General features: G+C 71.3%; 18 protein-coding genes. 5 read left to right on the top strand and 13 right to left on the bottom strand.

Annotated elements, in window-relative coordinates; genetic code table 11:
* Window position 1 precedes the first annotated feature (1 nt).
* Window positions 2-1,684 carry a urocanate hydratase gene (gene hutU / locus VLF38_RS02255; RefSeq protein ID WP_325269665.1) on the bottom strand — a complete coding sequence of 561 codons (1,683 nt, stop codon included), beginning with the start codon at window positions 1,682-1,684 and terminating at the stop codon, window positions 2-4.
* Window positions 1,681-3,228 (bottom strand): histidine ammonia-lyase, encoded by a 1,548-nt coding sequence (gene hutH, locus VLF38_RS02250; RefSeq protein ID WP_325269664.1) that lies wholly within the window; start codon window positions 3,226-3,228, stop codon window positions 1,681-1,683. Before hutH ends, hutU begins: the two co-directional genes overlap by 4 nt.
* A gap of 125 nt (window positions 3,229-3,353) precedes the next feature.
* On the opposite strand from hutH, the gene VLF38_RS02245 reads away from it, so the two are divergent.
* The gene (locus tag VLF38_RS02245; RefSeq protein WP_325269663.1) at window positions 3,354-4,103 is read left to right on the top strand and encodes an IclR family transcriptional regulator; all 750 of its coding nucleotides are present in this window, start codon (window positions 3,354-3,356) and stop codon (window positions 4,101-4,103) included.
* 11 nt (window positions 4,104-4,114) lie between these two features.
* Here VLF38_RS02245 and phaZ read toward each other — a convergent pair whose 3' ends face one another.
* Complete coding sequence (phaZ, locus tag VLF38_RS02240) at window positions 4,115-4,921, bottom strand: poly(3-hydroxyalkanoate) depolymerase (protein WP_325269662.1); 807 nt, start codon at window positions 4,919-4,921, stop codon at window positions 4,115-4,117.
* Between the two features lie 8 nt (window positions 4,922-4,929).
* Window positions 4,930-6,618 (bottom strand): PHA/PHB synthase family protein, encoded by a 1,689-nt coding sequence (locus VLF38_RS02235; RefSeq protein ID WP_325269661.1) that lies wholly within the window; start codon window positions 6,616-6,618, stop codon window positions 4,930-4,932.
* Between the two features lie 141 nt (window positions 6,619-6,759).
* On the opposite strand from VLF38_RS02235, the gene VLF38_RS02230 reads away from it, so the two are divergent.
* Window positions 6,760-7,944, top strand: coding sequence for a PucR family transcriptional regulator (locus tag VLF38_RS02230; protein ID WP_325269660.1), 1,185 nt, complete (start codon window positions 6,760-6,762; stop codon window positions 7,942-7,944).
* Between the two features lie 27 nt (window positions 7,945-7,971).
* Here the strand turns inward: VLF38_RS02230 and VLF38_RS02225 are convergent, their stop codons facing one another.
* Window positions 7,972-8,961 carry a Gfo/Idh/MocA family oxidoreductase gene (locus VLF38_RS02225; protein ID WP_325269659.1) on the bottom strand — a complete coding sequence of 330 codons (990 nt, stop codon included), beginning with the start codon at window positions 8,959-8,961 and terminating at the stop codon, window positions 7,972-7,974.
* Window positions 8,962-9,061: 100 nt separating this feature from the next.
* Between VLF38_RS02225 and pgm the strand changes: the two genes are divergently transcribed.
* On the top strand, window positions 9,062-10,696 hold the full coding sequence (pgm, locus tag VLF38_RS02220; protein ID WP_325269658.1) for a phosphoglucomutase (alpha-D-glucose-1,6-bisphosphate-dependent): 1,635 nt from the start codon (window positions 9,062-9,064) through the stop codon (window positions 10,694-10,696).
* A 191-nt stretch (window positions 10,697-10,887) separates the two neighbouring features.
* Here pgm and glgA read toward each other — a convergent pair whose 3' ends face one another.
* The 6 genes from glgA to VLF38_RS02190 form a co-directional block, all read right to left on the bottom strand.
* Complete coding sequence (glgA, locus tag VLF38_RS02215) at window positions 10,888-12,066, bottom strand: glycogen synthase (protein ID WP_325269657.1); 1,179 nt, start codon at window positions 12,064-12,066, stop codon at window positions 10,888-10,890.
* Window positions 12,063-13,271, bottom strand: coding sequence for a glucose-1-phosphate adenylyltransferase (gene glgC / locus VLF38_RS02210; protein ID WP_325269656.1), 1,209 nt, complete (start codon window positions 13,269-13,271; stop codon window positions 12,063-12,065). Before glgC ends, glgA begins: the two co-directional genes overlap by 4 nt.
* Window positions 13,268-15,169, bottom strand: a complete 1,902-nt coding sequence (gene glgB, locus VLF38_RS02205; protein WP_325269655.1) for a 1,4-alpha-glucan branching protein GlgB — start codon at window positions 15,167-15,169, stop codon at window positions 13,268-13,270. Before glgB ends, glgC begins: the two co-directional genes overlap by 4 nt.
* Window positions 15,169-17,214 carry a maltotransferase domain-containing protein gene (locus tag VLF38_RS02200; protein WP_325269654.1) on the bottom strand — a complete coding sequence of 682 codons (2,046 nt, stop codon included), beginning with the start codon at window positions 17,212-17,214 and terminating at the stop codon, window positions 15,169-15,171. Before VLF38_RS02200 ends, glgB begins: the two co-directional genes overlap by 1 nt.
* Window positions 17,211-19,376, bottom strand: coding sequence for a glycogen debranching protein GlgX (gene glgX / locus VLF38_RS02195; RefSeq protein ID WP_325269653.1), 2,166 nt, complete (start codon window positions 19,374-19,376; stop codon window positions 17,211-17,213). Before glgX ends, VLF38_RS02200 begins: the two co-directional genes overlap by 4 nt.
* A gap of 111 nt (window positions 19,377-19,487) precedes the next feature.
* Window positions 19,488-20,477 (bottom strand): DMT family transporter, encoded by a 990-nt coding sequence (locus tag VLF38_RS02190; RefSeq protein ID WP_325269652.1) that lies wholly within the window; start codon window positions 20,475-20,477, stop codon window positions 19,488-19,490.
* 52 nt (window positions 20,478-20,529) lie between these two features.
* Here VLF38_RS02190 and VLF38_RS02185 point away from each other — a divergent pair, with 52 nt between their 5' ends.
* Window positions 20,530-21,921, top strand: coding sequence for an NAD(P)H-quinone dehydrogenase (locus tag VLF38_RS02185; RefSeq protein ID WP_325269651.1), 1,392 nt, complete (start codon window positions 20,530-20,532; stop codon window positions 21,919-21,921).
* A gap of 129 nt (window positions 21,922-22,050) precedes the next feature.
* Window positions 22,051-23,316: a SpoIID/LytB domain-containing protein gene (locus VLF38_RS02180; RefSeq protein ID WP_325269650.1), complete on the top strand. Its 1,266-nt coding sequence runs from the start codon at window positions 22,051-22,053 to the stop codon at window positions 23,314-23,316.
* Between the two features lie 83 nt (window positions 23,317-23,399).
* Here VLF38_RS02180 and VLF38_RS02175 read toward each other — a convergent pair whose 3' ends face one another.
* A complete protein-coding gene (locus tag VLF38_RS02175) occupies window positions 23,400-25,169 on the bottom strand; it encodes an acetyl/propionyl/methylcrotonyl-CoA carboxylase subunit alpha (RefSeq protein ID WP_414689351.1) in 1,770 nt (589 codons plus the stop codon).
* Window positions 25,170-25,291: 122 nt separating this feature from the next.
* On the bottom strand, window positions 25,292-25,891 hold the full coding sequence (locus VLF38_RS02170; RefSeq protein WP_325269648.1) for a nucleoside triphosphate pyrophosphatase: 600 nt from the start codon (window positions 25,889-25,891) through the stop codon (window positions 25,292-25,294).
* Between the last annotated feature and the right edge of the window lie 92 nt (window positions 25,892-25,983).

The following is a 25,983-nucleotide window of genomic DNA, read 5'->3' as shown; positions in this document are numbered from 1 at the left end:
ATCAGCCCTCCTGGCCCTGCTCGTGCTGCATGGGGATGGCGACGCCGCGCTCGTCCGCGACCTCGACGGCGCGGTCGTAGCCCGCATCGACGTGGCGGATGACGCCCATGCCCGGGTCGTTGGTGAGTACGCGCTCGATCTTCTGCGCGGCGAGGTCGGTGCCGTCGGCGACGCAGACCTGGCCGGCGTGGATGGAGCGGCCCATGCCGACGCCGCCGCCGTGGTGGATCGAGACCCACGTGGCCCCGGAGGCCGTGTTGACCAGCGCGTTGAGCAGCGCCCAGTCGGCGATGGCGTCGGAGCCGTCGAGCATCGCCTCGGTCTCGCGGTACGGCGAGGCGACCGAGCCGCAGTCGAGGTGGTCGCGGCCGATGACGATGGGTGCGCTCAGCTCCCCGGACGCGACCATCTCGTTGAACTTCAGGCCGGCCAGGTGGCGCTCGCCGTAGCCGAGCCAGCAGATCCGCGCGGGGAGGCCCTGGAAGTGCACGCGCTCCTGCGCCATGCGGATCCACTTGTGCAGCCGGGCGTTGTCGGGGAAGAGCTCGAGGATCGCCTCGTCGGTCTTGCGGATGTCCTCCGGGTCGCCGGAGAGCGCGGCCCAGCGGAACGGACCCTTGCCCTCGCAGAAGAGCGGGCGGATGTACGCCGGCACGAAGCCGGGGAACTCGAAGGCCCGGTCGTAGCCGCCCTTGCGAGCCTCGTCGCGGATCGAGTTGCCGTAGTCGAAGACCTCGGCGCCGGCGTCCTGGAACTCCACCATTGCGCGGACGTGCGCGGCCATCGAGGCCTGGGCCTCCTTGGTGAAGCCGGCCGGGTCCGCCGCGGCGCGCTCGTGCCACTCCTCGAACGGCACCCCCACCGGGAGGTAGGAGAGCGGGTCGTGGGCGGAGGTCTGGTCGGTGACGATGTCGATCGGCGCCTTGCGCTCGAGGAGCTCGGGGAAGATCTCGGCGGCGTTGCCGAGGAGGCCGATGGAGAGCGCGCGCTTCTCGTCGCGGGCCTCGACCGCCAGCGACAGCGCATGGTCGAGCGAGTCGGCCTGCACGTCGAGGTAGCGGTGCTCGATCCGGCGCTTGATCCGGGTGTCGTCGACGTCGACGCAGATCGCGACGCCGTCGTTCATCGTCACCGCGAGCGGCTGGGCGCCACCCATGCCGCCGAGGCCAGCGGTGAGCGTGATGGTCCCGGCCAGCGTCCCGTTCAAACGCTTGTCGGCCACGGCCGCGAAGGTCTCGAAGGTGCCCTGGAGGATGCCCTGGGTGCCGATGTAGATCCACGACCCGGCCGTCATCTGGCCGTACATCGTCAGGCCGAGCTCCTCGAGGCGGCGGAACTCCTCCCAGTTGGCCCAGTCGCCGACCAGGTTGGAGTTCGCGATGAGCACACGCGGCGCCCACTCGCTGGTCCGCATGACACCGACCGGCTTGCCGCTCTGGACCAGCATCGTCTCGTCGGGCTCGAGGTCGCGCAGCGTGCGCACGAGGGCGTCGTACGCCTCCCAGCTGCGGGCCGCCTTGCCGGTGCCGCCGTAGACGACCAGATCCTCGGGACGCTCGGCGTTCTCCGGGTCGAGGTTGTTCATCAGCATCCGCAGCGGCGCCTCGGTCTGCCAGCACTTGGCGGACAGCTCGGTGCCGGTGGCGGCGTGGATCGGCAGACGGGGGTTGTCGGTGGTGGTCATGCGAGCTCTCCGATCACGGACTCGGCGGCGGCGAGAACCGCGCCGGAGGCGACGAGCGAGACGGCCGTCTCGATCTCGGGGGACAGGTAGCGGTCCGGGCCGGGCACGCTGGCGCCGTGGTCCCTGAGGAGCTGGACGACGGCGCCGGTGGCGGGGCTCGGAGTCAGGGGCGCGCGCAACTGGAGCGCACGGGCAGCGGTGAGGACCTCGATGGCGAGGACGCGCGTGAGGCCGTCGACGGACTTCCGCAGCTTGCGGGCAGCGGACCAGCCCATCGAGACGTGGTCCTCCTGCATGGCGCTCGAGGGGATCGAGTCGACGGAGGCCGGGTTGGCCAGCCGCTTGAGCTCGGAGACGATCGCGGCCTGGGTGTACTGCGCGATCATGTGGCCGCTGTCGACGCCGGGGTCGTCGGCGAGGAACGGCGGCAGCCCGTGGTTGCGGGCCTTGTCGAGGAAGCGGTCGGTGCGCCGCTCGGAGATGCTCGCGACGTCTGCGGCGATGATCGCGAGGAAGTCGAGCACGTAGGCGACGGGGGCGCCGTGGAAGTTGCCGTTGGACTCGACGCGGCCCTCCTCACCGAGGACCACCGGGTTGTCGACGGCAGAGGCCAGCTCGCGACCGGCGACGGAGGCGGCGTACTCGACGGTGTCGCGGGCGGCGCCCTGTACCTGGGGGGTGCAGCGCAGGGAGTAGGCGTCCTGGACGCGGTTGCAGTCGGGGCCACGGTGCGAGGCCACCACGCCGGAGTCGGCGAGGAGGCGGGTCAGGTTGGCGGCGGAGGAGGCCTGGCCGGGGTGCGGCCGGATCGCCTGCAGCTCGGGGGCGAAGACCCGATCGGTGCCGAGCTGGCCCTCGACGGACATCGCGGCGGCGATGTCGGCGACCTTGAGCAGGTCGCGGAGGTCGGTGATCGCCATGACCAGCTGGCCGAGCATGCCGTCGGTGCCGTTGATGAGCGCGAGGCCCTCCTTGGCACCGAGCTCGACGGGGGAGAGGCCGGCGGCAGCGAGCGCCTCGGCAGCCGGCATCAGGGTGCCGGACGCGTCGCGGACCTCGCCCTCGCCCATCAGCGCGAGCGCGACGTGCGACAGCGGCGCGAGGTCGCCGGAGCAGCCGAGCGAGCCGTACTCGCGGACCACCGGGGTGATGCCGTGCGTCAGGAAGGAGGCGAGCAGCTCGGCCGTCTCGCGGCGTACGCCGGTGTGCCCGGTGCAGAGGGTGGAGAGGCGGAGCAGCATCAGGCCGCGGACCACCTCGCGCTCGACCTCGGGGCCGGAGCCAGCGGCGTGCGAGCGGACCAGGGACTTCTGCAGCTGCGTGCGCATCTCGGTCGGGATGTGGCGGGTCGCGAGAGCGCCGAACCCTGTGGAGATGCCGTACGCCGGCACGGGTGCGGCAGCGAGCTCCTCGACGACGGCCCGTGCGCGGTCGATGGCGGTCAGTGCGTCCTCGCCGATCGTGACCGCGGCGCCGCCGCGGGTGACGGCGACGACCTCTGCCATCGAGACGGGACCGACTCCGATTGTGACGTGTTCAGCCATGTCTCCATTCCAGCCCCGCGGGGGCCGTTCCGCCATGGTTGGCACGGCGTCGCTATCTCGTATCCGAGACATGCTGGCATCTCGGATACGAGACGAGCTGCTGTCGCGGGTGGCACGATCGCCGCATGAGCAACGTGCCTGCAGCGACCCGCACCCTGCGCGTGCTGCGCTACCTCGCCTCCCAGGCCGACCCGGTCCCGATCGAGTCGATCATGCGGGCCTGCGAGCTTCCCCGGAGCACGACGTACCACCTGGTCAACGCGATGATCGACGAGGGCTTCGTGGTGCACCTGCCCGAGGAGCGGCGCTACGGCCTCGGCGTCAGCGCGTTCGAGGTCGGCAGCGGCTTCTCCCGTCAGGCCCCGCTCCAGCGGATCGCGCGTCGACCGCTGGCCCAGCTGGTCGACCGCGTGGGTCAGAGCGCCCACCTCGCGGTCCTGCACGGCCGCGACGTCCTCTACGTGCTCGAGGAGCGAGCGCCCGGGCGGCCGCACCTGGTCACCGACGTCGGTGTACGCCTGCCGGCGCACCTCACCGCGAGCGGACGCGCGATCATGGCCAGCCTCTCGCCGAGCCAGGTGCGGGCGCTCTATCCCGACCGCGCAGCGTTCACGGATCGGACCGGCAGCGGACCGCAGTCGCCGACCGCCCTGCGCACCGTGCTCACCGAGACGCGTCGACGTGGCTACGCGGTCGAGGACGGCGAGGTCACGCCCGGCCTGCGGAGCATCGCGGTGCCGGTCGTCGACCACAACGGTCACCCGGTCGCGGGCATCGCGGTCACCTATCCCGCTGACGACCCGGCTCCGCCGGCGGACCTCGTCGCGCACGGCGCGCGCCAGGTCAGCCAGCGGCTCGGCGCCCGTCGCGCCTGAGCGGCGGCCGCTCAGTCCGCCAGCAGGAAGGCGGCGATTCGCGGCGCCAGCTCGTCGGCTGACGTCACCAGGCCGAGATGGCCGTCGTCGTACACGTGGAGCCGGGCCCGGGGGATCAGGCGGGTCATGATCCGCGCGTTGACCAGCGGGATGATCGGGTCGTCGCGGCCAGCCAGGACGAGCGTTCGCTGCCGGAGGAAGGGCAGTGCCGGGAGGCTGGACCAGCCGGCGCCGGCGAGCAGTTGCAGCAGGTATCCCTTCTTCGACCCGACGCGTGACTCGTCGTGCATGAGCGCCTTCACCCGGCCCGGGTCGTCGCGCAGCTTGCCGCCGTAGAGCTCGGCGGCGACCTGCACGGCGTACTCCGGGTCGCGGTAGCGCCGGGGCGTGACCATCTTGCGCAGGACGTCGAACCGGGCCGGGACCATGAGTGAGCCGGTGGCGGTGCTGACCAGCACCAGCCGGCGGCAGCGCCGCGGGTTCTGGAAGGCGACCTGCTGCGCGAGCCCGCCGCCCCACGAGATGCCGAGGACGTCGAAATGGTCGTGGCCCAGCTCGCCCATCAGCCTGCCGACGAACCAGGTGAGCAAGGCGAAGTTGTACGGCACGAGCGGATCGGGCGACCCGCCCACGCCCGGCACGTCGAAGCTGACCACCTCGATCGCCGGGTCGAGCTCGTCGACGAACGGCTGGAGCAGGTCGAGGCTCGCGCCGATCCCGTTGCAGAGCAGCAGTGGCGTGCCGGTGCCGGTGCCCGGCCGGACGGCCACGCGCACGGCGTGACCGGCCACGGTGACGTTGCACAGCGACGACTCCATCGAGCTCCTCACTTGTCGAAGACGTAGGTGCCGGGAGCAGGGGCCAGGGCGGGCAGACGGGTCGAGCCGAGCTCCTTGGGGGTAGGCACCCGCGCGCCGCCGCGTTCGGCGAGCCAGGCGCTGAGGTCGACCCACCACGTGCCCTGGCGGGTCTCCGCACCCTTGAGCCACGCCTTCGGGTCCGGGGTGACCTCGTCGTTGACGTGGTACGTCGCCTTCGGGTTGCCCGGCGGGTTGACGAGCGCCGCGATGTGGCCGGACGTGGAGAGCACGAACCTGCTCGTGCCGCCGAGGAGCTGCGTGGTGCGGTAGCAGTTCTCCCACGGCGTGATGTGGTCGGCGATACCCGCCACGATGTAGGAGTCGACGGTGACCTTGCCCAGGTCGATCGGTACGCCGAGCACGGTGACGCCGCCCGCCTCGGTGAGCAGGTTGCCCGCGGCCATGTCCACGAAGTCGGCGTGCAGGCCGGCCGGCATCCGGGTGGTGTCGGCGTTCCAGAAGAGGATGTCGAAGGCCGGCGGGCGCTTGCCGAGCAGGTAGTTGTTGACCCAGTAGTTCCAGATCAGGTCGCCGGGGCGGAGCCAGGCGAAGACCTCGGCGAGGGTCCGGCCGTCGAGGTAGCCCTTCTTCGCCGAGCGCTTCTTGGCGAGCGCGGCCAGCCGCGGGTCGGAGAGGGCGGAGACGGTGCCGGCGTCGTGGTTGTCGATGACGGTGACGGCCAGCGCCAGTGCTGCGAGACGGTCCTCGCGGCCGATGCCGGCGAGGTAGGCGGCGGTGATGCTGGCCAGGATGCCGCCCGAGCAGATGCCGCCGAGGGTGGTCTTCTCCGTGCCGGTGATCTCCTCGACGGCGTCCAGGGCGTCGAGGATGGCGCGGACGTAGGTGTCGAAGTTCCAGTGCGCGTGGCGGGCGTCGGGGTTGCGCCACGAGATCAGGAACATCTGCCGACCCTGCTGCATGCCGTGCTCGACCAGGCTCCGCCCGGGCGCGAGGTCGACCGCGTAGAACTTGTTGATGGTCGGGGGCACGACCAGCATCGGCACCTCGTAGACCTCGTCGCCCTGCGGGGTGTACTGGATCAGCTCGAGCACCTCGCTGCGGAAGACGACCGCGCCCTCGCTGGCGGCGATGTTCTCGCCGACCCGGAAGCCGGTCGTGTCCACCATCTCCGGCACGCGCGGCGAGGAGGCCAGGTCCTTCGCCAGCTGCCTGCCGCCGCGCACCAGGCTGAGGCCGCCGGTCTCGATGACCGCCTTGGCGGACGCGGGATTCACCAGCGGGAGGTTGCTGGGGGAGAGCGCCTCGGTCACGTTCTCGACGAAGAACCGCACCCGCTTGCCGTCACGGCCGGGCAGGGCGGCGTCGGTGACGAGCTGCTCGGCGGTCCGACCCGCCGCCAGGTAGAGCTGGGAGACGCGCTTGAGCAGCGGGTTCTCCTGCCAGCCGGGGTCGGTGAACCGGCGGTCGCCGCGGCGCGGGGTGATCTCGGAGGAGCCGACGGCGATCCGACCGGCCTCCGCACCGAGTCCGGCGAGCCGACTGGCGGTCATCCGTGGCTGACGGGCCAGGGAGATCGCCCACTTCGCCGTGGAGACGTCCGGCACGAAGCGCCGCATCGGGCCGAGCGCGGCGTCGACGAGCAGGACGTCGAGCGGGACGGCGGCGTTGGCGAGGCGGTCTGCATTGGTGCTCACGGGCTGCTCCTGGGTGCGACGGGTGGGCTGGCTTCGACACGTCCAAGGTGCCACCGGTGGGGGCCCGGGCGCTTCGGCCCGGTGCCACGAATCGCCCAGCTCGTAGTTGTGCGCACGCACAACCGCCCCTACCTTCAGCGCATGGCCAAGACCGACGTCGCTCCCGAGGTCCGCGCGCTCAGCGCGGCGCTGCTCCCCGAGGTGGAGGCACACGGGCGTGCGATGGCGGACCTGATCCGTGCCACCGTGCCGGCGTACGCCGACGACCGGCTGGCGCCGTTCGACACGGTTGTCGCCTCCACGACCGCCAACCTGCGCGACGTCCTCGAGGAGCTCGCCGGGCTCGACCGGCCCTCGAGCGGCGCCACGCGCGCGACGGGCGCCATCCGCGCCGAGAGCGGCGTGCCGTACGACGCGGTGCTCCAGGCGTTCCGGGTCGGTGGACGGTTCATCTGGGAGCTGCTGGTCAGCCACGCCACCTCCGAGACCAGGGAGGCGCTGCTGCGCGCCGCTGCGGACATCTGGGCGGTCACGGACCGGCTGTCGCTCCAGGTCACCGAGAGCTACCGCGCCGCCCTCAGCGACCAGGTCCGCCGCGACGGCCAGCGGCGTACGGCGCTGGTCGGCGCGGTGCTCGGGGGCGAGGCGGGGGAGTCCGACGAGCTCTGGCGCTCGGCCGGTGTGCTGGGCATGCGGCGGTCGGGGACGTTCGTCGTCGTCTCGGCGGAGTGCCCGGAGCCGGGCACGGAGGGCCTTCCCGGGATCGAGCAGGTGCTGCGGCGGCACAACGTCACCTCGGCCTGGCGGCTGGAGCACGACCGGCAGGACGGCCTGGTCGAGCTCCGGCGCGACGTGGCCTGCGACAGCCTCGCCGCGCTGGTCTCCACGGTCGCCCTGGGCAGGGTGGGCGTGAGCACGACGTTCGACGCGCTCACCCGCGCGCCGGAGGCGCTGCGCGAGGCGCGGATCGCCTCGACCGCAGCCGCCCCGGGCACGCGCGAGCTGGTCCGTTTCGACGAGCACCCCCTCGCGGTGCTCCTCGCGACCGCGCCCGGGCAGGCCGAGGCGCTGGCCCGCTCGGTGCTGGGGCCGGTGCTCGACCTGCCGGCCGAGGACCGCGACCTGCTCGTCGCGACCGCCCGCACCTGGCTCGTGGCCGGCGGCTCGACCTCGACCGCCGCGCGCGACCTGCACCTGCACCGCAACACGGTCCGCTACCGGCTCAAGCGGATCGAGCAGCTCACCGGCCTCGACCTGGGTCACCCTGTCGAGCTGGCGCGGGCGCACATGGCGCTGGAGTGTGCGCGCATCCACGGTCTCGCCTGAGGCAGCCAGCCGGGACCGGCGGCAGGGTCAGAGGGGTGTGGTGTCCTCGCTCGGTGTGATGCCGAGCTGGGTCAGCACCTCTTCCATCGCCCACTGGACGTCGAGGGTGTCCTGGAGGGGAACGACCGGGCTCTCGGTCAGGCCGAGTGCGAGGCAGCGGTTCACCTCGATCGCCTCGTGCGCATAGCCGCGGCCGACAGGCGCACGAACGACGGTCTCGGCCGGCTCGCCGTTGCGGCGTACGACGAGGGTGTCGGGGTGGTGGAAGCGCGGCACCAGCTCGATCGACCCGCTCGTCCCCGCGATCACTGCACGGCCCGGGGTCTCGCTCTCGAGGCTGGCCAGGAGCCCCGCCGAACGGCCGTCGTCGTAGCCGAGCAGGATGCTGACACTGGCGTCGGCGCCGTTGGGGAAGTGCGTGCCGGAGCTGTGCACCCGGTCCGGCCGGCCGAGGAAGTGCTGCGCGATCGAGACGACGTAGACCCCCAGGTCGAGGGTCGCGCCGCCGCCCAGATGGGGTGCGAAGAGACGGTCGTCCTCGTCGTACGCGCGGAACGCGCCGAGGTCGGCCTGGACCATGCGGACCTCACCGATCGTGCCGGCCGCCACCAGGTCACGGGCGTGCGCGACGACCGGCTGGAAGCGGGTCCACATGGCCTCCATGCAGAAGATGCCGCGTGCCCGGGCCAGGTCGACGATCTCCTGCGCGCCGGCGAGCGTGGCGGTGAACGCCTTCTCGACGAGGACCGCCTTGCCTGCCTCGATGGCCGCCGTGGCGATGGCGTGGTGCTGAGGGTGCGGCGTCGCGATGTAGACGACGTCGACGTCCGGGTCCTCGATCAGCGCGCGGTAGGAACCGTGGGCCGTCGCGATGCCGTGGCGCCCGGCGAAGGTCCCGGCGGACTCCGGGCGCCGCGAGCCGACGGCGGTGATCGCCGCGTCGGGCACGTGCGCGAAGTCGCGGACGAAACCGTCGGCCATCTTGCCGGTGCCCGCGACACCCCAGCGAATCGTCATGGGCCCATTGTGCATTCCAGGCCAGGATCTTAGGTATTGCAAAAGGCAAAAGTCTCACATTACGGTTCACTCATCCGCCCGACGAGAGGTCCGAAGCCCGATGACACAGCCCGGAACGCGCGCCACCGAGAGCGACCTCGTCGACGTCGCGCGCCTGGTGACCGCCTACTTCACCGTCGATCCGGACCCGGCCGACCCCGACCAGCGCGTGGTCTTCGGCACCAGCGGCCATCGCGGCTCCTCGCTCACCGCCTCCTTCAACGAGGCCCACATCGCGGCGACCAGCCAGGCGATCTGTGAGTACCGCGCCCGCTGCGGCTACACCGGCCCGCTCTTCCTCGGTCGTGACACCCACGCCCTCTCCGACCCCGCGTGGGTCACCGCGCTGGAGGTGCTCGCCGCCAACGACGTCACCGTGCTGATCGACTCCCGTGATGGCTACACCCCGACGCCGGCGCTCTCGCACGCGATCATCCGCGCCAACGGCGGGCGTACCGAGGGCCCGGGGCTCGCCGACGGCATCGTCGTCACCCCCTCGCACAACCCGCCCGCTGACGGCGGCTTCAAGTACAACCCGCCCCACGGAGGCCCCGCCGACACCGACGCCACCAGCGTCATCGCCGAGCGCGCCAACGAGCTCATCGCGGGCAACCTCGCCGACGTACGCCGGGTGCCCGTGAGCGTCGCCCTCGCCCGTGCCGGCCGCTACGACTTCCTCGGCGCGTACGTCGACGACCTCCCGTCCGTCGTCGATCTCGACCGCATCCGGGAGGTCGGCGTCCGCATCGGCGCCGACCCGCTCGGCGGCGCGAGCGTCGACTACTGGGCCGCGATCGCGGAGCGCCACGGCCTGGACCTGACCGTCCTCAACCCGCTGGTCGACCCGACGTGGCGCTTCATGACCGTCGACTGGGACGGCAAGATCCGCATGGACTGCTCCTCGCCGCACGCGATGGCGAGCGTCCTGGAGCGCCGGCACGAGTTCGACCTCGTCACCGGCAACGACGCCGACGCGGACCGTCACGGCATCGTGACACCCGACGGGCTGATGAACCCCAACCACTACCTCGCGGTCGCGATCGGCTATCTCTTCGGCGGCGCGCGTCCTGGGTGGCAGGCCGGCACCCGGATCGGCAAGACGCTCGTCTCCTCGTCGATGATCGACCGGGTCGCCGCCGAGGTGGGCCGGCCGCTCGAGGAGGTGCCGGTCGGCTTCAAGTGGTTCGTGCCCGGCCTGATCGATGGCTCGATGGGCTTCGGCGGCGAGGAGTCCGCAGGCGCCTCCCTGCTGCGGAGGGACGGCACGACCTGGACCACGGACAAGGACGGCATCGTGCTGGCACTCCTGGCCAGCGAGATCCAGGCAGCCACCGGCCAGTCGCCGAGTGGGCTCTACCGCGGGCTGACCGACCGCCACGGCGCCCCGGCGTACGCGCGCATCGACGCCCCCGCCGATCGGGAGCAGAAGGCGCGCCTGGCCCGGCTCGCCTCCGAGGACGTCACCGCCGTCGAGCTGGCCGGCGAGCCGATCACCGCGCGTCTGACCGCCGCCCCGGGCAACGGCGCAGCGATCGGCGGCCTCAAGGTCACCACCGGGTCGGCGTGGTTCGCGGCCCGGCCGTCGGGCACCGAGGACGTCTACAAGATCTACGCCGAGTCGTTCCGCGGCGCCGATCACCTTGCCCAGGTGCAGGCCGAGGCGAAGGAGATCGTGAGCGCCGCGCTCGGCGCCTGACGCGCTGTGGGGGGCGGCCAATCGCCGGCCGCTGGGTGCCGCCGCACTCCCGCCCGGGCCCGCGCCAAAGTGTCAGGCTGACAGTTTCGGTCGCCCGTGACAGTTCGGAACTGTCAGACGGAGCCAAACTGTCAGTCTGACAGTTTGGCACCGCCGGTCTTGGCGCCAGCGCGCCCGTCTCTGCAGCAGCGTCAAAGCAGCGAGCGGTAGAGCGCGGCGGTCTGCTCCGCGATCGGGCCCCAGCCGAACTGGCCGCGGGCCCGCTCCATGCCTGCCTTGCCGAGCTCCTCGGCGAGCGCGCGGTCGGTGACGAGCCGGTTGGCGGCCGCCGCGATGCCGGCCTCGAAGCCGACGGCGTCCGCGGGGTCGTAGTCGACCAGCAGGCCGGTCTCGCCGTCGAGCACCACGTCCGGGATGCCGCCGACGCGGCTGGCGACGACCGCAGCCCCGCACGCCATCGCCTCCAGGTTGACGATGCCCAGCGGCTCGTAGACCGACGGGCAGCAGAAGAAGAGCGCGTGGCTCAGCACCTGCCGGACATCCTCCGGCGGCAGCATCTCCGACACCACGAAGACCCCCGTACGCCGTGCGTGCAGCTCGGCGATCGCGGCATCGGTCTCGTCCTTGAGCTCGGGGGTGTCGGCGGCCCCGGCCAGCAGCACCAGCTGCAGCTCCGGGTCGAAGTCGAGGGCCGCGCGCAGCAGGTGGGCGACACCCTTCTGCCGGGTGATCCGGCCGACGAATGCGGCGTACGGCCGCGAGGGGTCGACGCCGACCCGCTCCAGGACGTCCCGGGACGGGTCGGGGAAGTAGAGCTCGGCGTCGATGCCGTTGTGAATCACGTGGATGCGTGACGGGTCGACCTCCGGGTAGGCCCGCTGGATGTCGCCGACCATCGCTCTGCTGACCGCGACGACCGCGTCCGCGCCCTCGTAGGCGGTCTTCTCCGCCCACGACGAGAGCGCGTAGCCGCCCCCGAGCTGCTCGGCCTTCCACGGCCGGTCCGGCTCGAGGGAGTGGGCCGTGATGACGTGAGGCACGCCGTACAGGAGCTTGGCCCAGTGGCCGGCCATCGCGGCGTACCAGGTGTGGGAGTGGACGATGTCCGCCCCCTCGGCGGCGGCCGTCATCGACAGGTCGGTGGAGAGGACGCGCAGTGCGGAGTTGGCCGACGCGAGGCGCTCATCCTTCTCGGAGTGCGCGGTGGCGCCCGGTCGCGGCTCGCCCATGCACTGCACGTCCACGTCGACCCCGGAGAGCTTCGCCAGCTCGCGGGTCAGGAACGTGACGTGGACGCCGGCGCCGCCGTAGACGTCGGGCGGGAACTCGCGGGTCAGGATGCTCGCACGGAGCGGCTCGACGTCTCTCATACGTGCTGCCCCTTGCCGATCACGACGATGCCGCCTTCGCTGACGTGGAAGCCACGGCGGCGGTCCTCGTCGTGGTTGATGCCGATCAGTGTGCCGGGCGGAATGACGACGTTCTTGTCGACGATCACGTCGCGCAGGATCGCGCCGCGCCCGACCTGCACGCCGTCCATGAGCACGGCACGCTGGATCGCGGCACCGTCCTCGACGCGCACGCCGGTGCCGATCACCGAGGAGTCGGTGTTGGCACCGGAGACGATCGAGCCGGCGCAGACGATCGAGTCACGCACCGAGGCTCCGTGGACGAACTTGGCGCCCGGCAGCTGTGCGGGGAGCGAGTAGATCGGCCACTCCTGGTTGTAGAGGTTGAACTCGGGCGACGCGGAGACCAGGTCCAGGTGCGCGTCGTGGTACGAGTCGATCGTGCCCACGTCGCGCCAGTACGACCGGTCGGCACCGAGTGCGCCCGGTACCTCGTTCTCCTTGAAGTCGTAGACCGCGGCCTGCTGCTGTGCGACCAGCGCGGGCACGATGTCGCCGCCCATGTCGTGGAGCGAGGCGGGGTCCTTGGCGTCGGCCTCGAGCGCCTCGATGAGCACGTCGGCCGTGAAGACGTAGTTGCCCATCGAAGCGAGGATCTCGTCGGGGGAGTCGGGCAGCCCCGGCGGGTCGGTTGGCTTCTCGAGGAACTCGTCGATCGTGGTGCCGTCCTCCTTGACCGTCATCACGCCGAACTGGTTGGCCTGGCTCCGCGGCACCCGGATGCCGGCGACGGTCACGCCGGCGCCGGAGGCGACGTGGGCGTCGACCATCTGGCGCGCGTTCATCCGGTAGACGTGGTCGGCACCGAAGACCACGATGATGTCGGGTCGCTCGTCGGTGATGAGGTTCATCGACTGGTAGATCGCGTCGGCGCTGCCCTGGTACCACTGCTTGCCGCGCCGCTGCTGCGCCGGCACGGGCGTCACGTAGTTGCCGAGCATGCTCGACATCCGCCAGGTCAGCGAGATGTGCCGGTCCAGCGAGTGCGACTTGTACTGCGTCAGCACCGCGCACTTGAGGAAGCCCGAGTTGATCAGGTTCGACAGGGCGAAGTCGATCAGCCGGTAGCTCCCGGCGAAGGGGACCGCGGGCTTGGCCCGGTCCTCGGTCAGCGGCATCAGTCGCTTGCCCTCGCCGCCGGCGAGGATCAGGCTCAGCACCTTCATGCGGGGTCTCCGTTCGTGGGGGCGGGCGTGAGCCACAGGACGCCGGCAGGAGGTACGACGAGCACCGCGGAGGCCGGCTGGTCCTGCCACGGGTCGTTGGTCGCCTCGACGGAGCCGAGGTTGCCCGCTCCACTCCCGCCGTACGTCGAGGCGTCGGTGTTGAGCACCTCGGCCCACCGCCCGGCGCTGGGCAGCCCGAGGCGGTAGCCGTCGACGGTGACGCCGGAGACGTTCGCGACCGCGACGACCGGGGTGGCGTCGGCCGACCACCGGAGGAACGCGAGCACGTCGTGGCCCGCGTCGCCGGTGTCGAGCCAGCGGAAGCGGGAGGAGTCGCCGTCGGTCTCCCACAGGGAGGTGAGGCTGCGATAGGTGGCGTTGAGGTCGGTGACCAGCCGGCGTACCCCGTCGTGCTCGGGCTCGCCGAGCAGCCACCAGTCGAGCTCACGGGGCTCGGCCCATTCGGCGGCCTGGCCGAACTCGCCGCCCATGAAGAGGAGCTTCTTGCCCGGGTGGGCGTACTGCAGCGCGAAGAGGGAGCGGAGGTGGGCGAAGCGGTTCCACCGGTCGCCCGGCATCTTGTCGAGCAGCGAGCCCTTGCCGTGCACGACCTCGTCGTGACTCAGCGGGAGCACGTAGTTCTCCGAGAACGCGTAGACCAGCGTGAAGGTGACGTCGCCGTGGTGGTGGCCGCGGTAGAGGGGGTCGCGCTGCAGGTAGTGCAGCGTGTCGTGCATCCAGCCCATGTTCCACTTGAAGCCGAAGCCCAGGCCGTCGTGCTCCGTGGCGCGCGTGACGCCCGGCCACGACGTCGACTCCTCGGCGACCGTGAAGGCGCCGGGCACGCGGCGGTAGACCGTGGCGTTGAGCTCCTGCAGGAACTGCACCGCCTCGAGGTTCTCGCGGCCGCCGTGGACGTTGGGCTGCCACTCGCCGTCGTTGCGCGAGTAGTCGAGGTAGAGCATCGAGGCGACGGCGTCGACCCGCAGGCCGTCGATGTGGAACTCCTCGAGCCAGTAGAGCGCGTTGGCCACGAGGAAGTTGCGCACCTCGGGACGGCCGAAGTCGAAGACGTAGGTGCCCCAGTCGGGGTGCTCCCCGCGACGCGGGTCCGGGTGCTCGTAGAGCGCCGTGCCGTCGAAGCGGGCCAGGGCGAACTCGTCCTTGGGGAAGTGGGCCGGCACCCAGTCGAGGATGACGCCGATGCCCGCGGCGTGCAGCGCGTCGACCAGCCGGCGCAGCCCGTCGGGGTCGCCGTGGCGCGCGGTCGGCGCGTAGTAGGAGGTCACCTGGTAGCCCCACGAGCCGCCGAAGGGGTGCTCCATCACGGGCAGCAGCTCGACGTGGGTGTAGCCCATCTCGACGACGTACGCCGTGAGGTGCTCGGCCAGCTCGTCCCACGCGTACGGCGAGCCGTCGGGGTGGCGGCGCCACGAGCCCAGGTGGACCTCGTAGACCGTCATCGCGGTCAGGTCGGGGCGGTCGGTGCGGGACTCCATCCAGGCGCCGTCCGACCAGACGTGCGCGCTGTCGAAGGTGACCGACGCGGTGCGCGGCGGCACCTCGGTGCGCCGTGCCATCGGGTCGGCCTTCTCGCGCCACGTGCCGTCGGCGCCGAGCACCGCGAACTTGTAGGCGACGCCGGGGGCGAGGTGCGGGACGAAGAGCTCCCAGACACCGGAGGAGTCGAGCCGCCGCATCGCGTGCGCGTGCCCGTCCCAGTGGTTGAAGTCGCCGATGACCCGCACCTCGCGGGCGTTCGGAGCCCAGAGGGTGAAGGAGGTGCCGGTCGTGCCGCCGATGGTGCGGGTGTGGGCGCCGAGCACGTCCCAGAGGTGCTCGTGGCGACCCTCTGCGATCAGGTGCAGGTCGAGCTCGCCGAGAACCGGCTCCGTCATCATCGCTCCTCACTCGTCGAGTCGCTCGTCGGCCGCCGGACGGCCAGCACGTGCGCCGGCCGGGTGGCGGGGTCGAGGTGGACGTAGGTGTGCTCGGACCAGCGCCAGGTGCCGGGAGCGAGCAGGTCCTGGACCTCCATCTCGTCGTGCCAGTCGAGGCCGAGCGCGGGCATGTCGAGGTGGAGCGTCGTCTCCCGGGCGGTCGTCGGGTCGAGGTTGACGACCACGATGACCAGGTCGCCGCTCACGACGTCGCGCTTGCTGAAGCAGAGGACCGCCTCGTCGTCGGTGCGGTGGACGGTCACGTTGCGGAGCTGGCGCAGCGCCGGGTGGTTGCGACGGATCTCGTTGAGCCGGGTGAGGTACGGCGCGAGCGACTCGCCGCGCTCCTCGGCGCCGGCCCAGTCGCGGACCTTGAGCTCGAACTTCTCCGAGTGGAGGTACTCCTCGGCACCGGGCCGCAGCGGGGTGTGCTCGAGCAGCTCGAACCCGGCGTACACGCCCCAGCTGGGAGAGCCCGTCGCGGCGAGCACCGCGCGGATCTGGAAGGCCGCGCGCAGGCCGCTCTGCAGGAAGGTCGGGAGGATGTCGGGGGTGTTGACCCAGAAGCTCGGCCGGACCTTGTGGCTGGTTTCGTGGGAGACCTCGTGGAGGTACTCCTCGATCTCGCGACGCTCGTTGCGCCAGGTGAAGTAGCAGTAGGACTGGTGGAAGCCGACCGCGCCGAGCGCGTGCAGCATCGCCGGCTGGGTGAAGGCCTCGGAGAGGAAGACGACGTCGGGGTCGGTACGCCGGATCGCCGCGAGCAGGTCGGCCCAGAACCGGACCGGCTTCGTGTGGGGGTTGTCCACGCGGAAGGTGCGGACGCCCAGGCGCATCCAGTGGCGCAGGATCCGCTCGGACTCCTGCAGGATGCCCGCGTAGTCGTTGTCGAAGTTGACCGGGTAGATGTCCTGGTACTTCTTCGGCGGGTTCTCCGCGTAGGCGATCGACCCGTCGACGCGGGTGGTGAACCACTCCGGGTGCGACGCCACCCACGGGTGGTCGGGTGCGGCCTGGAGGGCGAAGTCGAGGGCGACCTCGAGGCCCAGGTCGTTGGCGGTCGTCACGAACGCCGCGAAGTCCTCCTCGGTCCCGAGGTCGGGGTGGATCGCGTCGTGGCCGCCGTCCTTCGAGCCGACGGCCCAGGGGGAGCCGACCCAGTCGGCGGGGTGCTCTGCGTCCGGGCCGAGGACGACGTTGTTGGGCCCCTTGCGGTTGACCTCGCCGATCGGGTGGATCGGCGGCAGGTAGACGATGTCGAAGCCCATCGCCGCCACCGCGGGGAGCCGCTCGGCCGCTGTCCGGAAAGTGCCGGAGATGAGCGCGCCCGTCGCCGGGTCGGCGTACGCGCCCTCGGAGCGGGGGAAGAACTCGTACCAACTCGAGGCGAGCGCGCGCTCGGGGTCGACGTACAGCGGATGCTCGCGGGTCAGCGTGAGCAGGTCGCGCAGCGGATAGCGCGCGAAGAGCTCCGCGAGCTCGGGCGACTCGATCGCCGCCAGCCGGGTCTCGAGGGCGGCCCGGGAGTCGCCGAGGAGCTTGCGGATCCGCGTTGCCGTCGACCGGTCCTTTCGGGTCATCCGGGTGCCGGCCAGCCAGCGCTCGAGCAGGGCGACCCCCTCGGCGAACATCAGGTCGACGTCGACGCCGGCGCGGATCTTCACGGTCGCGGCGTGGTGCCAGGTCTCGAGTGGGTCGCTCCACGCCTGGATCCGGAACGTCCAGGCGCCGACCTCGTCGCCGGCGACTGTGGCGGAGAGGCGGGCGCGCTCGTGCTCGAGCGGCTCCATCCGCACCGGCGCGCGCTCCTTGCCGCGCGGATCGGTGAGGACGACCTCCGCACCGAGTGCGTCGTGGCCCTCGCGGAAGACGAGCGCGGTGACGGCGAACGGTTCGCCGACCGCCGCCTTGGCGGGCAGTGCACCGCCCTCGATCACGGGGGCGACCTCCATGACGGGAATCCGGCCGATCACCTGAGGGGTCACGTGCTGGGTGCTGGTCATGCGTGGTCATCCGTTCGGGTCTGGAGCAGGACGAGGGAGTGCGGCGAGAGGGGCATGGTCTGCCCGGCCTTGACCGGTGTGCCGACGGGGAGCGCGTCGTCGGTGGAGAGCACCACCACGCCGGAGGTCACCCACGGGTTGTCGGCGAGCTGGCACTCGCACGGGTTGCCGGAGCCGTTGAGCCAGAGCAGGAACGACGCATCGTGGAGCACCTCGCCGCGCGGGCCCGCCTCGCGCAGCGGGGAGCCGGAGACGAACATGCCGATCACCCGGAGCTCGTCGTCGTGCCAGTCGCCGTCGGTCATCTCGCGGCCCGTCGGGTGGATCCAGGCGAGGTCCTTCGGGCCGCCGCGGACGGTCGGGCGGCCCTCGAACCAGTGGCGCTGGCGTAGCGCCGGGTGCTCGCGGCGGATCCGCAGCGCGGTCCGGGTGATCTCGTGCAGGTCGAGCCAGGTGTCGTCCTCCCAGTCGACCCAGGAGGTCTTGTTGTCCTGGCAGAACGCGTTGTTGTTGCCACCCTGGGTGCGCCCGCGCTCGTCACCTGCGGTCAGCATCGGGACTCCGTTGGAGAGGCAGAGCGTGGCCAGCAGGTTCGCGGCGATCCGGTGCCGCGTCTGCACGATGGCCGCGTCGTCGGTCTCGCCCTCGGCGCCCCAGTTGTGGGAGCGGTTGTTGTCGGTGCCGTCGCGGTTCTCCTCGCCGTTCGCCTCGTTGTGCTTGGCGTCGTACGAGACGAGGTCACGCAGCGTGAAGCCGTCGTGGGCGGTCACGAAGTTCACCGACGCGTACGGCGAGCGGCCGTCGTCGGCGTACAGGTCGGCGGAGCCGGCGATCCGGGTCGCGACCGTGCGGATGCCGTCGGACTGGCCGCGCCAGAAGTCGCGGATCGTGTCGCGGTACTGGTCGTTCCACTCCACCCATGGCGGTGGGTACTGGCCGACGCGGTAGCCCTCCATCGAGGCGTCCCAGGGCTCGGCGATCAGCTTCACGTGGCGCAGGACGGGGTCCTGGTTGATGGTGGTGAGAAGGGCTCCGTGCATGTCGACCGCGTACCCAGTCCGCGTCAACGCTGACATCAGGTCGAAGCGGAAGCCGTCGACGTGCATCTCGGTGACCCAGTAGCGCAGGGAGTCGAGGATCAGCCGGAGCGTGTTGGCGTTCGAGCTGTCGACGGTGTTGCCACAGCCGGTGACGTCCCAGTACGTGTCCTCCCAGGCGGCATCCTCGTCGGCGTCCTCCGGCTGCTGCACGCGGCGGTAGGAGCCGAGGTCGTCGAGCCCGCGGAAGCTGAGTGTCGGCCCCAGCGCCCCGCCCTCCGCGGTGTGGTTGTAGACCACGTCGAGGATCACCTCGATGCCGGCGGCGTGGAGGTCCTTCACCATCTGCTTGAACTCGGTGACCTGCTCGCCCCGGTCGCCTCCCGAGGCGAACGCCGAGCAGTAGGCGTTGTGTGGCGCCAGGAAGCCGAGGGAGTTGTAGCCCCAGTAGTTCACCAGGCCGCGGTCGAGCAGGGCAGGCTCGGAGAAGAACTGGTGCACCGGAAGGAGCTCCACCGCGGTCACCCCCAGGTCGGTGAGGTAGGCGATCGTCGTGGGGTGGCCGAGCCCGGCGTACGTGCCGCGCAGGTGCTCGGGCAGGTCGCGGTTGAGCTTCGTGAAGCCACGGACGTGGAGCTCGTAGATGACGGTGTCGCGCCAGCGCAGGCGGAGCGGGGCGTCGTCGCCCCAGTCGAAGTCGTCGTGCACGACCACGCTGCGGGGGACGACGGACGCGGAGTCGAGCGCGCTCGGCTTGCCCGGCTCCTCCAGGTCGTGGCCGTAGAGCGCCGGGTCCTGGGTGATGTCGCCGGAGATCGCGCGCGCATACGGGTCGAGCAGCAGCTTGGTGGAGTTGAAGCGCAGGCCCGCTGCGGGCTCCCACGGGCCGTCGACGCGGTAGCCGTAGCGCGTGCCCACGGCAACACCGGGGATCCGCGCGTGCCAGACGCCGAGGCTCCGCTCGGTCAGCTCGTACGCCGTCTCGTGGTCGGCGTCGTCGAAGAGGCAGAGCCATGCCCGCGTCGCCCCCGGCGCGTGGACCGCGAAGTTCGTCGACTCGGGGGACCAGGTCGCACCCAGCGGCCAGTTCCGGCCGGGCCATTGCTCGAGGCGGTCGGGCGTCACGGCTCAGATCACCGTCACGGAGGGCGACGTAAGGTGGCTCACAAGAACAGCGTAGCGGCTTTTGCGTTTTAAAGATACCTAAGTCGGTGCGCAAAAAACCTTGCCCTCCTGTCAGGCCGGGCCTCTCTCGCGGGGCCGCAGGCCGAGGGCGAGGAGGACGCCGATCACGGTGAGACCGCTCGCCGCGTAGCCGGCGAGGCCGACCGACCCGTGGTCCATCATCGCCTCGATGATCTGGGCGCCCACCACCTGGCCGGCGATCATCGACAGGCTCAGGACCAGGACGCCGTGGACGCGCACCAGCAGGGCCGCGAGCCAGATGAACGCGACACCGATCACGCCGCCGAGGTAGAGCCACCACGTGCCGGGCAGGCCGTCGAGGCGTCCGTCGAGCAGCAGGCTGAGTGCGAACGCGACGAGCAGCGCGGTCCACCCGACCACGAAGTTGTTGAGCGTCGTGACCCACGGACCGACATGCCGCGAGACGCGCCCGTTGAGCGCCTGCTGGACCGCCGACCCGGCGCCGGCCAGGAAGGCCAGCAAGGCAAACACGAGGAGCTGCACCGACACCTCGTCGGCCAGCCTCGATCCGGTGCCCAGCAGCACCGCGGCGACCGCGAAGGTCGCCGCCACCGCCCGCGGCACCGACAGCGCCTGGTGTCCCGCGGGCCCGAAGCCGAGGTGGTCGACCACGAGCGAGCTCACCGACTGGCCCGCGGTCAGCGCGACGCTGAAGAGGGCAACGCCGATCGTGCCGACCGTGATGCCCTGCGTCGAGACGAGGAACGCGCCCATCAGGCCGCCGACGAGCTCCACCGGGCGGATGGTGCGGTGGCGCAGGCCCGAGATGAGCGCGGCCGCGTTGCGGCGCTGGGTGGGGGAGAATGTGGTGAGCAGGGCGAGCAGAAGGAGCCCTGTGCCGAAGCTGAGCACGGCCGCCCCGATGCCGGCCCGCGGACCGTCACCCAGTGCCGTGGCGAGGCGGCCGTTGACCTCCGACTGCACGGCGACCGCGCCGCCTGCGACGAGCATCAGCGGGACCGCGGAGATGCGGAGCAGGGTCGAGGGGGCCTGCGGTGGCGCGGAGGCGTGTGTCGTCACCAAGCGATCGTAGGGGTGCGCCGGGTCGAGCCGGACCTGAGAGGATGCCCCCATGACGCGCGTGGTGATCATCGGTGGCGGTCCGGGTGGCTACGAGTCGGCGTTGGTCGCCGCGCAGCTGGGTGCGGAGGTGACGGTCGTCGACACCGACGGCCTGGGCGGCTCCGCCGTGCTCACCGACTGCGTACCGTCCAAGACCCTCATCGCCACCGCCGAGGTGATGGCTGAGCTGCCACGCTCCTCCGTGCTCGGCATCACGACACAGGACCACGAGGGCGACGCGGCCGGGGCCGTCGGGATCGATCTCGGCCGGATCAACGCCCGGGTCAAGCAGCTCGCGTCCGACCAGTCCGCCGACATCGCCACGCGCCTCACCTCCGAGGGCGTCACGGTGGTGCAGGGCCGCGGCCGGCTCGACGGCCCGGGTCGCGTCGTCGCCACCGCGGCGGACGGCACCGAGACGTCGTACGACGCGGACGCGGTGCTCATCTCCACCGGCGCCAGCCCGCGCACGCTGCCGACCGCCCGGCCCGACGGCGAGCGGATCCTGACCTGGGAGCAGGTCTACGACCTGCAGGAGACCCCGACGAAGATGATCGTCGTCGGCTCCGGCGTGACCGGCGCCGAGTTCGCCAGTGCCTACAACGCGCTCGGCATCGAGGTCACCCTCGTCTCCAGCCGCGACCGGGTCCTTCCCGGCGAGGACGCCGATGCTGCCGAGGTCCTCGAGGAGGTCTTCAAGCGGCGGGGCATGGAGGTGCTCGGCAAGTCCCGCATGAAGTCGGTCAGCCGGGACGGCGACACCGTCACCGTCGAGCTCGAGGACGGACGCAGCGTCACCGGCTCCCACTGCCTCCTCGCGCTCGGCTCGGTGCCCAACACGACGGGCATGGGTCTGGAGGACGCCGGCGTGGCGCTCGACGCCGGAGGCTTCATCACCGTCGACCGCGTCTCGCGGACCACCGCCCGGGGCGTGTACGCCGCCGGCGACTGCACCGGTGTCTTCATGCTCGCCAGCGTCGCGGCCATGCAGGGCCGCATCGCGATGTGGCACGTGCTCGGCGACGCGGTCGCGCCGCTCGACCTCAGCATCGTGGCGTCCAACGTCTTCACCTCGCCGGAGATCGCCACCGTCGGGGTCAGCCAGAACGCCGTCGACGCGGGTGAGGTGAAGGCCGACGGCGTGATGCTCCCGCTCGCCACCAACGCCCGCGCCAAGATGCAGGGCATCCAGGACGGCTTCGTGAAGCTCTTCGTCAGCCCGCACTCGCGGCGTGTGCTCGGGGGAGTGGTCGTGGGGCCGCGCGCCAGTGAGCTGATCCACCCGATCGCGCTCGCCGTCACGATGAAGGTGACCGCCGACCAGCTGGCCCAGACGTTCACCGTCTACCCGTCGCTGTCCGGCTCCATCGCCGAGGCCGCGCGCCGGCTGCACCAGTCCTGAGGGACTAGTCACTGCGGGCTACGAATTCCAGCTCTGTAGTTCCCGCAGAGCGGTTTACAGGCGCCGTCGCGCCCGCGCATGCTGGAGTCTCACGGTTCCCAACAGTCACATCAGTCACGGAGTTCTCTCATGCGCCGCGGTGCCCTCGGTCGGACCACGGCCGCCCTGTCCAGCCTCCTCGTCGGGACGGCTCTCGTGGCCGTCGGTCCTCTCCTCACGCCCGCCTCGGCAGCCACGACGACGTACACGATGCCCGCGACGGGCGCGGTGAAGCTGACCGGCCACGGCTACGGCCATGGCCACGGCATGTCGCAGTACGGCGCGCAGGGCGCCGCCCTGAAGGGGCTGACCTGGCAGCAGATCACGTCCTTCTACTACCCCGGTACGACGCGCGCGACGCTCTCGCGCACGGTCCGTGTGCTGATCTCGGCCGACACCTCGCGCGACGTCGTGGTGGCGCCGCGGTCGAACCTCCGCCTGCTCGCCACGGCGACGCGTGAGGTTCGCCTGCTGCCCGCCAACGGCGCGACCCGCTGGCGCCTCACCGTCACGGCAGATAACAGCACGGCCGTCGACTACCTGCTCGCGGGCACCTGGAAGCGCTGGTGGACCTTCACCGGTGACGGAGCGTTCCTGGCCGGCGGGCGTCCGATCCGCCTCTACTACGGCGGCACCAGCCACCAGTTCCGCGGCCGCCTGTACGCCGCGCGACCCACCGCCGGCTCGACCGATCGCGACACGGTCAACCTGCTCTCCCTGGAAAGCTACCTCCGTGGCGTCGTGCCCGCGGAGATGCCGTCGTCGTGGGACCCCGACGCCGTCGCATCGCAGGCCGTCGCTGCCCGGAGCTACGCGGCCTGGGACCTCTCCACGCCCTCGCGCGCGACCCACTACGACATCTGTGACACCACGCAGTGCCAGGTCTACGGCGGCTACGACCGCGAGGCAGCCGGCAGCAACGTCGCGATCGACGCCACGCGCGGGGTGATCCTGACGCACAACGGGACGCCGGCGTTCACGCAGTTCTCCTCGAGCAGCGGTGGCTGGACCAGCGCAGGCTCGGTGCCCTACCTCCCGGCCAAGCAGGATCCGTACGACGGCTGGAAGCGCGCCGACGGCAGCTATGGCAACCCGAACCACAACTGGACCACGACCGTCGACGTGGCAGCGATCGAGCGACGGTGGCCGGCCTTGGGCAACCTCACGTCCATCGAAGTGCTCAGTCGGGACGGCAACGGTGAGTGGGGCGGTCGGATCAACAAGCTCCGGCTGCGCGGTACGAAGGACGGCAAGGCGACACTCGTCGACAACGTCTACGGCAGCGACTTCCGGATGAAGCTCGGCCTCAAGTCGACGTACTTCACCTTCTCCGGTGTGCCCACGAAGACAACCTGAGCTCCGGCACCGCAAGCCCGGGCGACAACCACGAAGGGCGCCCACCTCGATGAGGTGGGCGCCCTTCGGCGTGCTGGATGAGATCAGTCCTTGAGCTCGCAGATGACCGCGCCCTGGGTGACGGTGACGCCGACCTCGGCATCGAGACCGGTCACGGTGCCGGCCTTGTGCGCCTTGAGCGGCTGCTCCATCTTCATCGCCTCGAGGACCACGATGACGTCGCCCTCGGCGACCTCCTGGCCCTCCTCGACGGCGATCTTCACGATGGTGCCCTGCATGGGGGAGGCGACGGCGTCACCGGAGACGGCGGCGCCGGCCTTCTTGCGAGCGGCCTTCGGCTTCTTGGCCGCGGCGGCGCCGCCACCCGTGGAGAGGCCACCCAGGCCGGCCGGGATGACGACCTCGAGGCGCTTGCCACCGACCTCGACGACGACCTTCTGGCGCTCGCCGGCCTCTTCGGCCTCGCCCGCGTCGCCGGCGTACGGCGTGATGGTGTTGTTGAAGTCGGTCTCGATCCACGTCGTGTAGACGTCGAAGGAGCCCTCGCCGGTCGGGTTGGAGGCGCCCACCCAGGCCGGGTCGTTGACGATGACCTCGTCGAAGGTGAGGGCGGTCGGCATGCCGTCGACCTCGAACTCGGCGATGGCGCGGCGCGAGCGCTCGATGGCCTGGGTGCGGTCCTTGCCGGTGACGATCAGCTTGGCGACCAGGGAGTCGAAGGCACCCGGGATCGTCTCGCCGACCTCGTAGCCACCGTCGACGCGGATGCCGGGGCCGGCCGGCGGGTTCCACTTGGTCAGCGTGCCGGGCGCCGGCATGAAGTTGTTGCCGCCGTCCTCGGCGTTGATGCGGAACTCGATCGAGTGACCACGGACCTCGGGGTCGTCGTAGCCGAGCTCCTCGCCCGCGGCGATGCGGAACATCTCGCGGACCAGGTCGATGCCGGTGACCTCCTCGGAGACACAGTGCTCGACCTGGAGGCGGGTGTTGACCTCGAGGAAGGAGATCGTGCCGTCGTTGGCGACGAGGAACTCACAGGTGCCGGCGCCGACGTACTTCGCCTCGCGCAGGATCGCCTTGGACGACTCGTAGAGGCGCTGGTTCTGCTCGTCGGTGAGGAATGGCGCGGGGGCCTCCTCGACCAGCTTCTGGTGGCGACGCTGCAGCGAGCAGTCGCGGGTGGAGACGACCACGACGTTGCCGTACTGGTCGGCCAGGCACTGGGTCTCGACGTGGCGCGGCTTGTCGAGGAACTTCTCCACGAGGCACTCGCCGCGGCCGAAGGCGGAGATCGCCTCACGGGTGGCGGACTCGAAGAGCTCGGGGATCTCCTCGAGCGTGCGGGCGACCTTGAGGCCGCGACCGCCGCCACCGAAGACCGCCTTGATGGCGACCGGGAGGCCGTGCTCCTTGGCGAACTCGACGATCTGGTCGGCGTTCTCGACCGCGTCCTTGAGGCCGGGGGCGAGGGGCGCGCCGGCGGCGAGGGCGATCTGCTTGGCCTTGGCCTTGTCGCCCAGGCCGTCGATCGCCTCCGGGGAGGGACCGATCCAGATCAGCCCGGCGTCAAGGACGGCCTGGGCGAAGTTGGCGTTCTCGGCGAGGAAGCCGTAGCCGGGGTGGACCGAGTCGGCGCCCGACTCCTTGGCGACGGCGATGATCTTCTCGATCACGAGGTACGAGTCGGCGGGCGTCGAACCGTTGAGCGAGTAGGCCTCGTCGGCCAGGCGCACGAACAGCGCGTCCCGGTCCGGCTCGGCGTACACGGCCACGGAGCCGATGCCGGCGTCCTTGCAGGCGCGGATGACGCGGACGGCGATCTCACCACGGTTGGCGATGAGGACCTTCTGCAGGGGCTTGATCTCGGGCACGGCACACTCCTGTTTCCATGTCGGGCTCGTCCGGAGTCTAGGGGCACATCAGGTTCCCGGGGACCCTCCGCCGATGTGTGGACCGCCACTCACATTTGTGGGACTCAGTACCGCGCCCAGAAATCGGTCCACGAGCGGCCGAGATCCGCCAGCAGCGTGCGGACCAGTGGCAGGGAGACACCGACCACGTTGTGATGACAACCCTCGATGCCGGTCACGAAGGCCCCTCCGAGGCCGTCGACGGTGAAGGCGCCCGCAACATGGAGTGGTTCGCCCGTGGCGACGTACGCCGTGATCTCGGCGTCGGTGACGTCGGCGAAGTGGACGGTGGTGGCCGCCGTCGCAGAGACGGTGCGGCCGCTGGCCGTGTCGTGGAGCGCGTGGCCGGTGACGAGCACGCCCGTGCGACCGCGCATCGCCTGCCAGCGCCGGGTCGCCTCCTCGGGCGTGCCGGGCTTGCCGAGGGCCTCGCCGTCGAGCTCGAGCACGGAGTCACAGCCGAGGACGACGGCGTCGGACGGCAGGTCCTCCCTCTCGACGACAGCGGCGCACTTGAGCTCCGCGAGGCGCAGGGCGAGCTCGACCGGAGGCAGCCCCGCGAGCTGGTCCTCGTCGACGCCGCTCACGATGACCTGCGGGTCGAGACCGGCCTTGCGGAGCGTGGCGAGGCGGGCGGGGGACTGGGAGGCCAGCACGAAGGTCACGCCCGCGACCCTATCCGCCGAGGCGGCGCGTACTTGCACGGTGGGAGCGCCGAGGCGGCGCGTACCTGCACGGTGGGAGCGCCGAGGCGGCG

The sequence above is a fragment of the Nocardioides sp. genome (genome assembly GCF_035481145.1).
In the GTDB taxonomy this organism is placed as follows: Bacteria; Actinomycetota; Actinomycetes; order Propionibacteriales; family Nocardioidaceae; genus Nocardioides.
This window is presented reverse-complemented; position numbering and strand designations above follow the sequence as displayed.

Bases quoted from the DNA above. Each gene is read 5' to 3' on its own strand.
- glgA (WP_325269657.1), bottom strand. From the start codon at position 12,066: ATGAGAGACGTCGAGCCGCTCCGTGCGAGCATCCTGACCCGCGAGTTC.
- pgm (WP_325269658.1), top strand. From the start codon at position 9,062: ATGACACAGCCCGGAACGCGCGCCACCGAGAGCGACCTCGTCGACGTC.
- hutH (WP_325269664.1), bottom strand. From the start codon at position 3,228: ATGGCTGAACACGTCACAATCGGAGTCGGTCCCGTCTCGATGGCAGAG.
- VLF38_RS02245 (WP_325269663.1), top strand. From the start codon at position 3,354: ATGAGCAACGTGCCTGCAGCGACCCGCACCCTGCGCGTGCTGCGCTAC.
- VLF38_RS02180 (WP_325269650.1), top strand. From the start codon at position 22,051: ATGCGCCGCGGTGCCCTCGGTCGGACCACGGCCGCCCTGTCCAGCCTC.
- VLF38_RS02230 (WP_325269660.1), top strand. From the start codon at position 6,760: ATGGCCAAGACCGACGTCGCTCCCGAGGTCCGCGCGCTCAGCGCGGCG.
- VLF38_RS02185 (WP_325269651.1), top strand. From the start codon at position 20,530: ATGACGCGCGTGGTGATCATCGGTGGCGGTCCGGGTGGCTACGAGTCG.
- hutU (WP_325269665.1), bottom strand. From the start codon at position 1,684: ATGACCACCACCGACAACCCCCGTCTGCCGATCCACGCCGCCACCGGC.
- phaZ (WP_325269662.1), bottom strand. From the start codon at position 4,921: ATGGAGTCGTCGCTGTGCAACGTCACCGTGGCCGGTCACGCCGTGCGC.
- VLF38_RS02225 (WP_325269659.1), bottom strand. From the start codon at position 8,961: ATGACGATTCGCTGGGGTGTCGCGGGCACCGGCAAGATGGCCGACGGT.
- VLF38_RS02200 (WP_325269654.1), bottom strand. From the start codon at position 17,214: ATGACCAGCACCCAGCACGTGACCCCTCAGGTGATCGGCCGGATTCCC.
- glgC (WP_325269656.1), bottom strand. From the start codon at position 13,271: ATGAAGGTGCTGAGCCTGATCCTCGCCGGCGGCGAGGGCAAGCGACTG.
- glgB (WP_325269655.1), bottom strand. From the start codon at position 15,169: ATGACGGAGCCGGTTCTCGGCGAGCTCGACCTGCACCTGATCGCAGAG.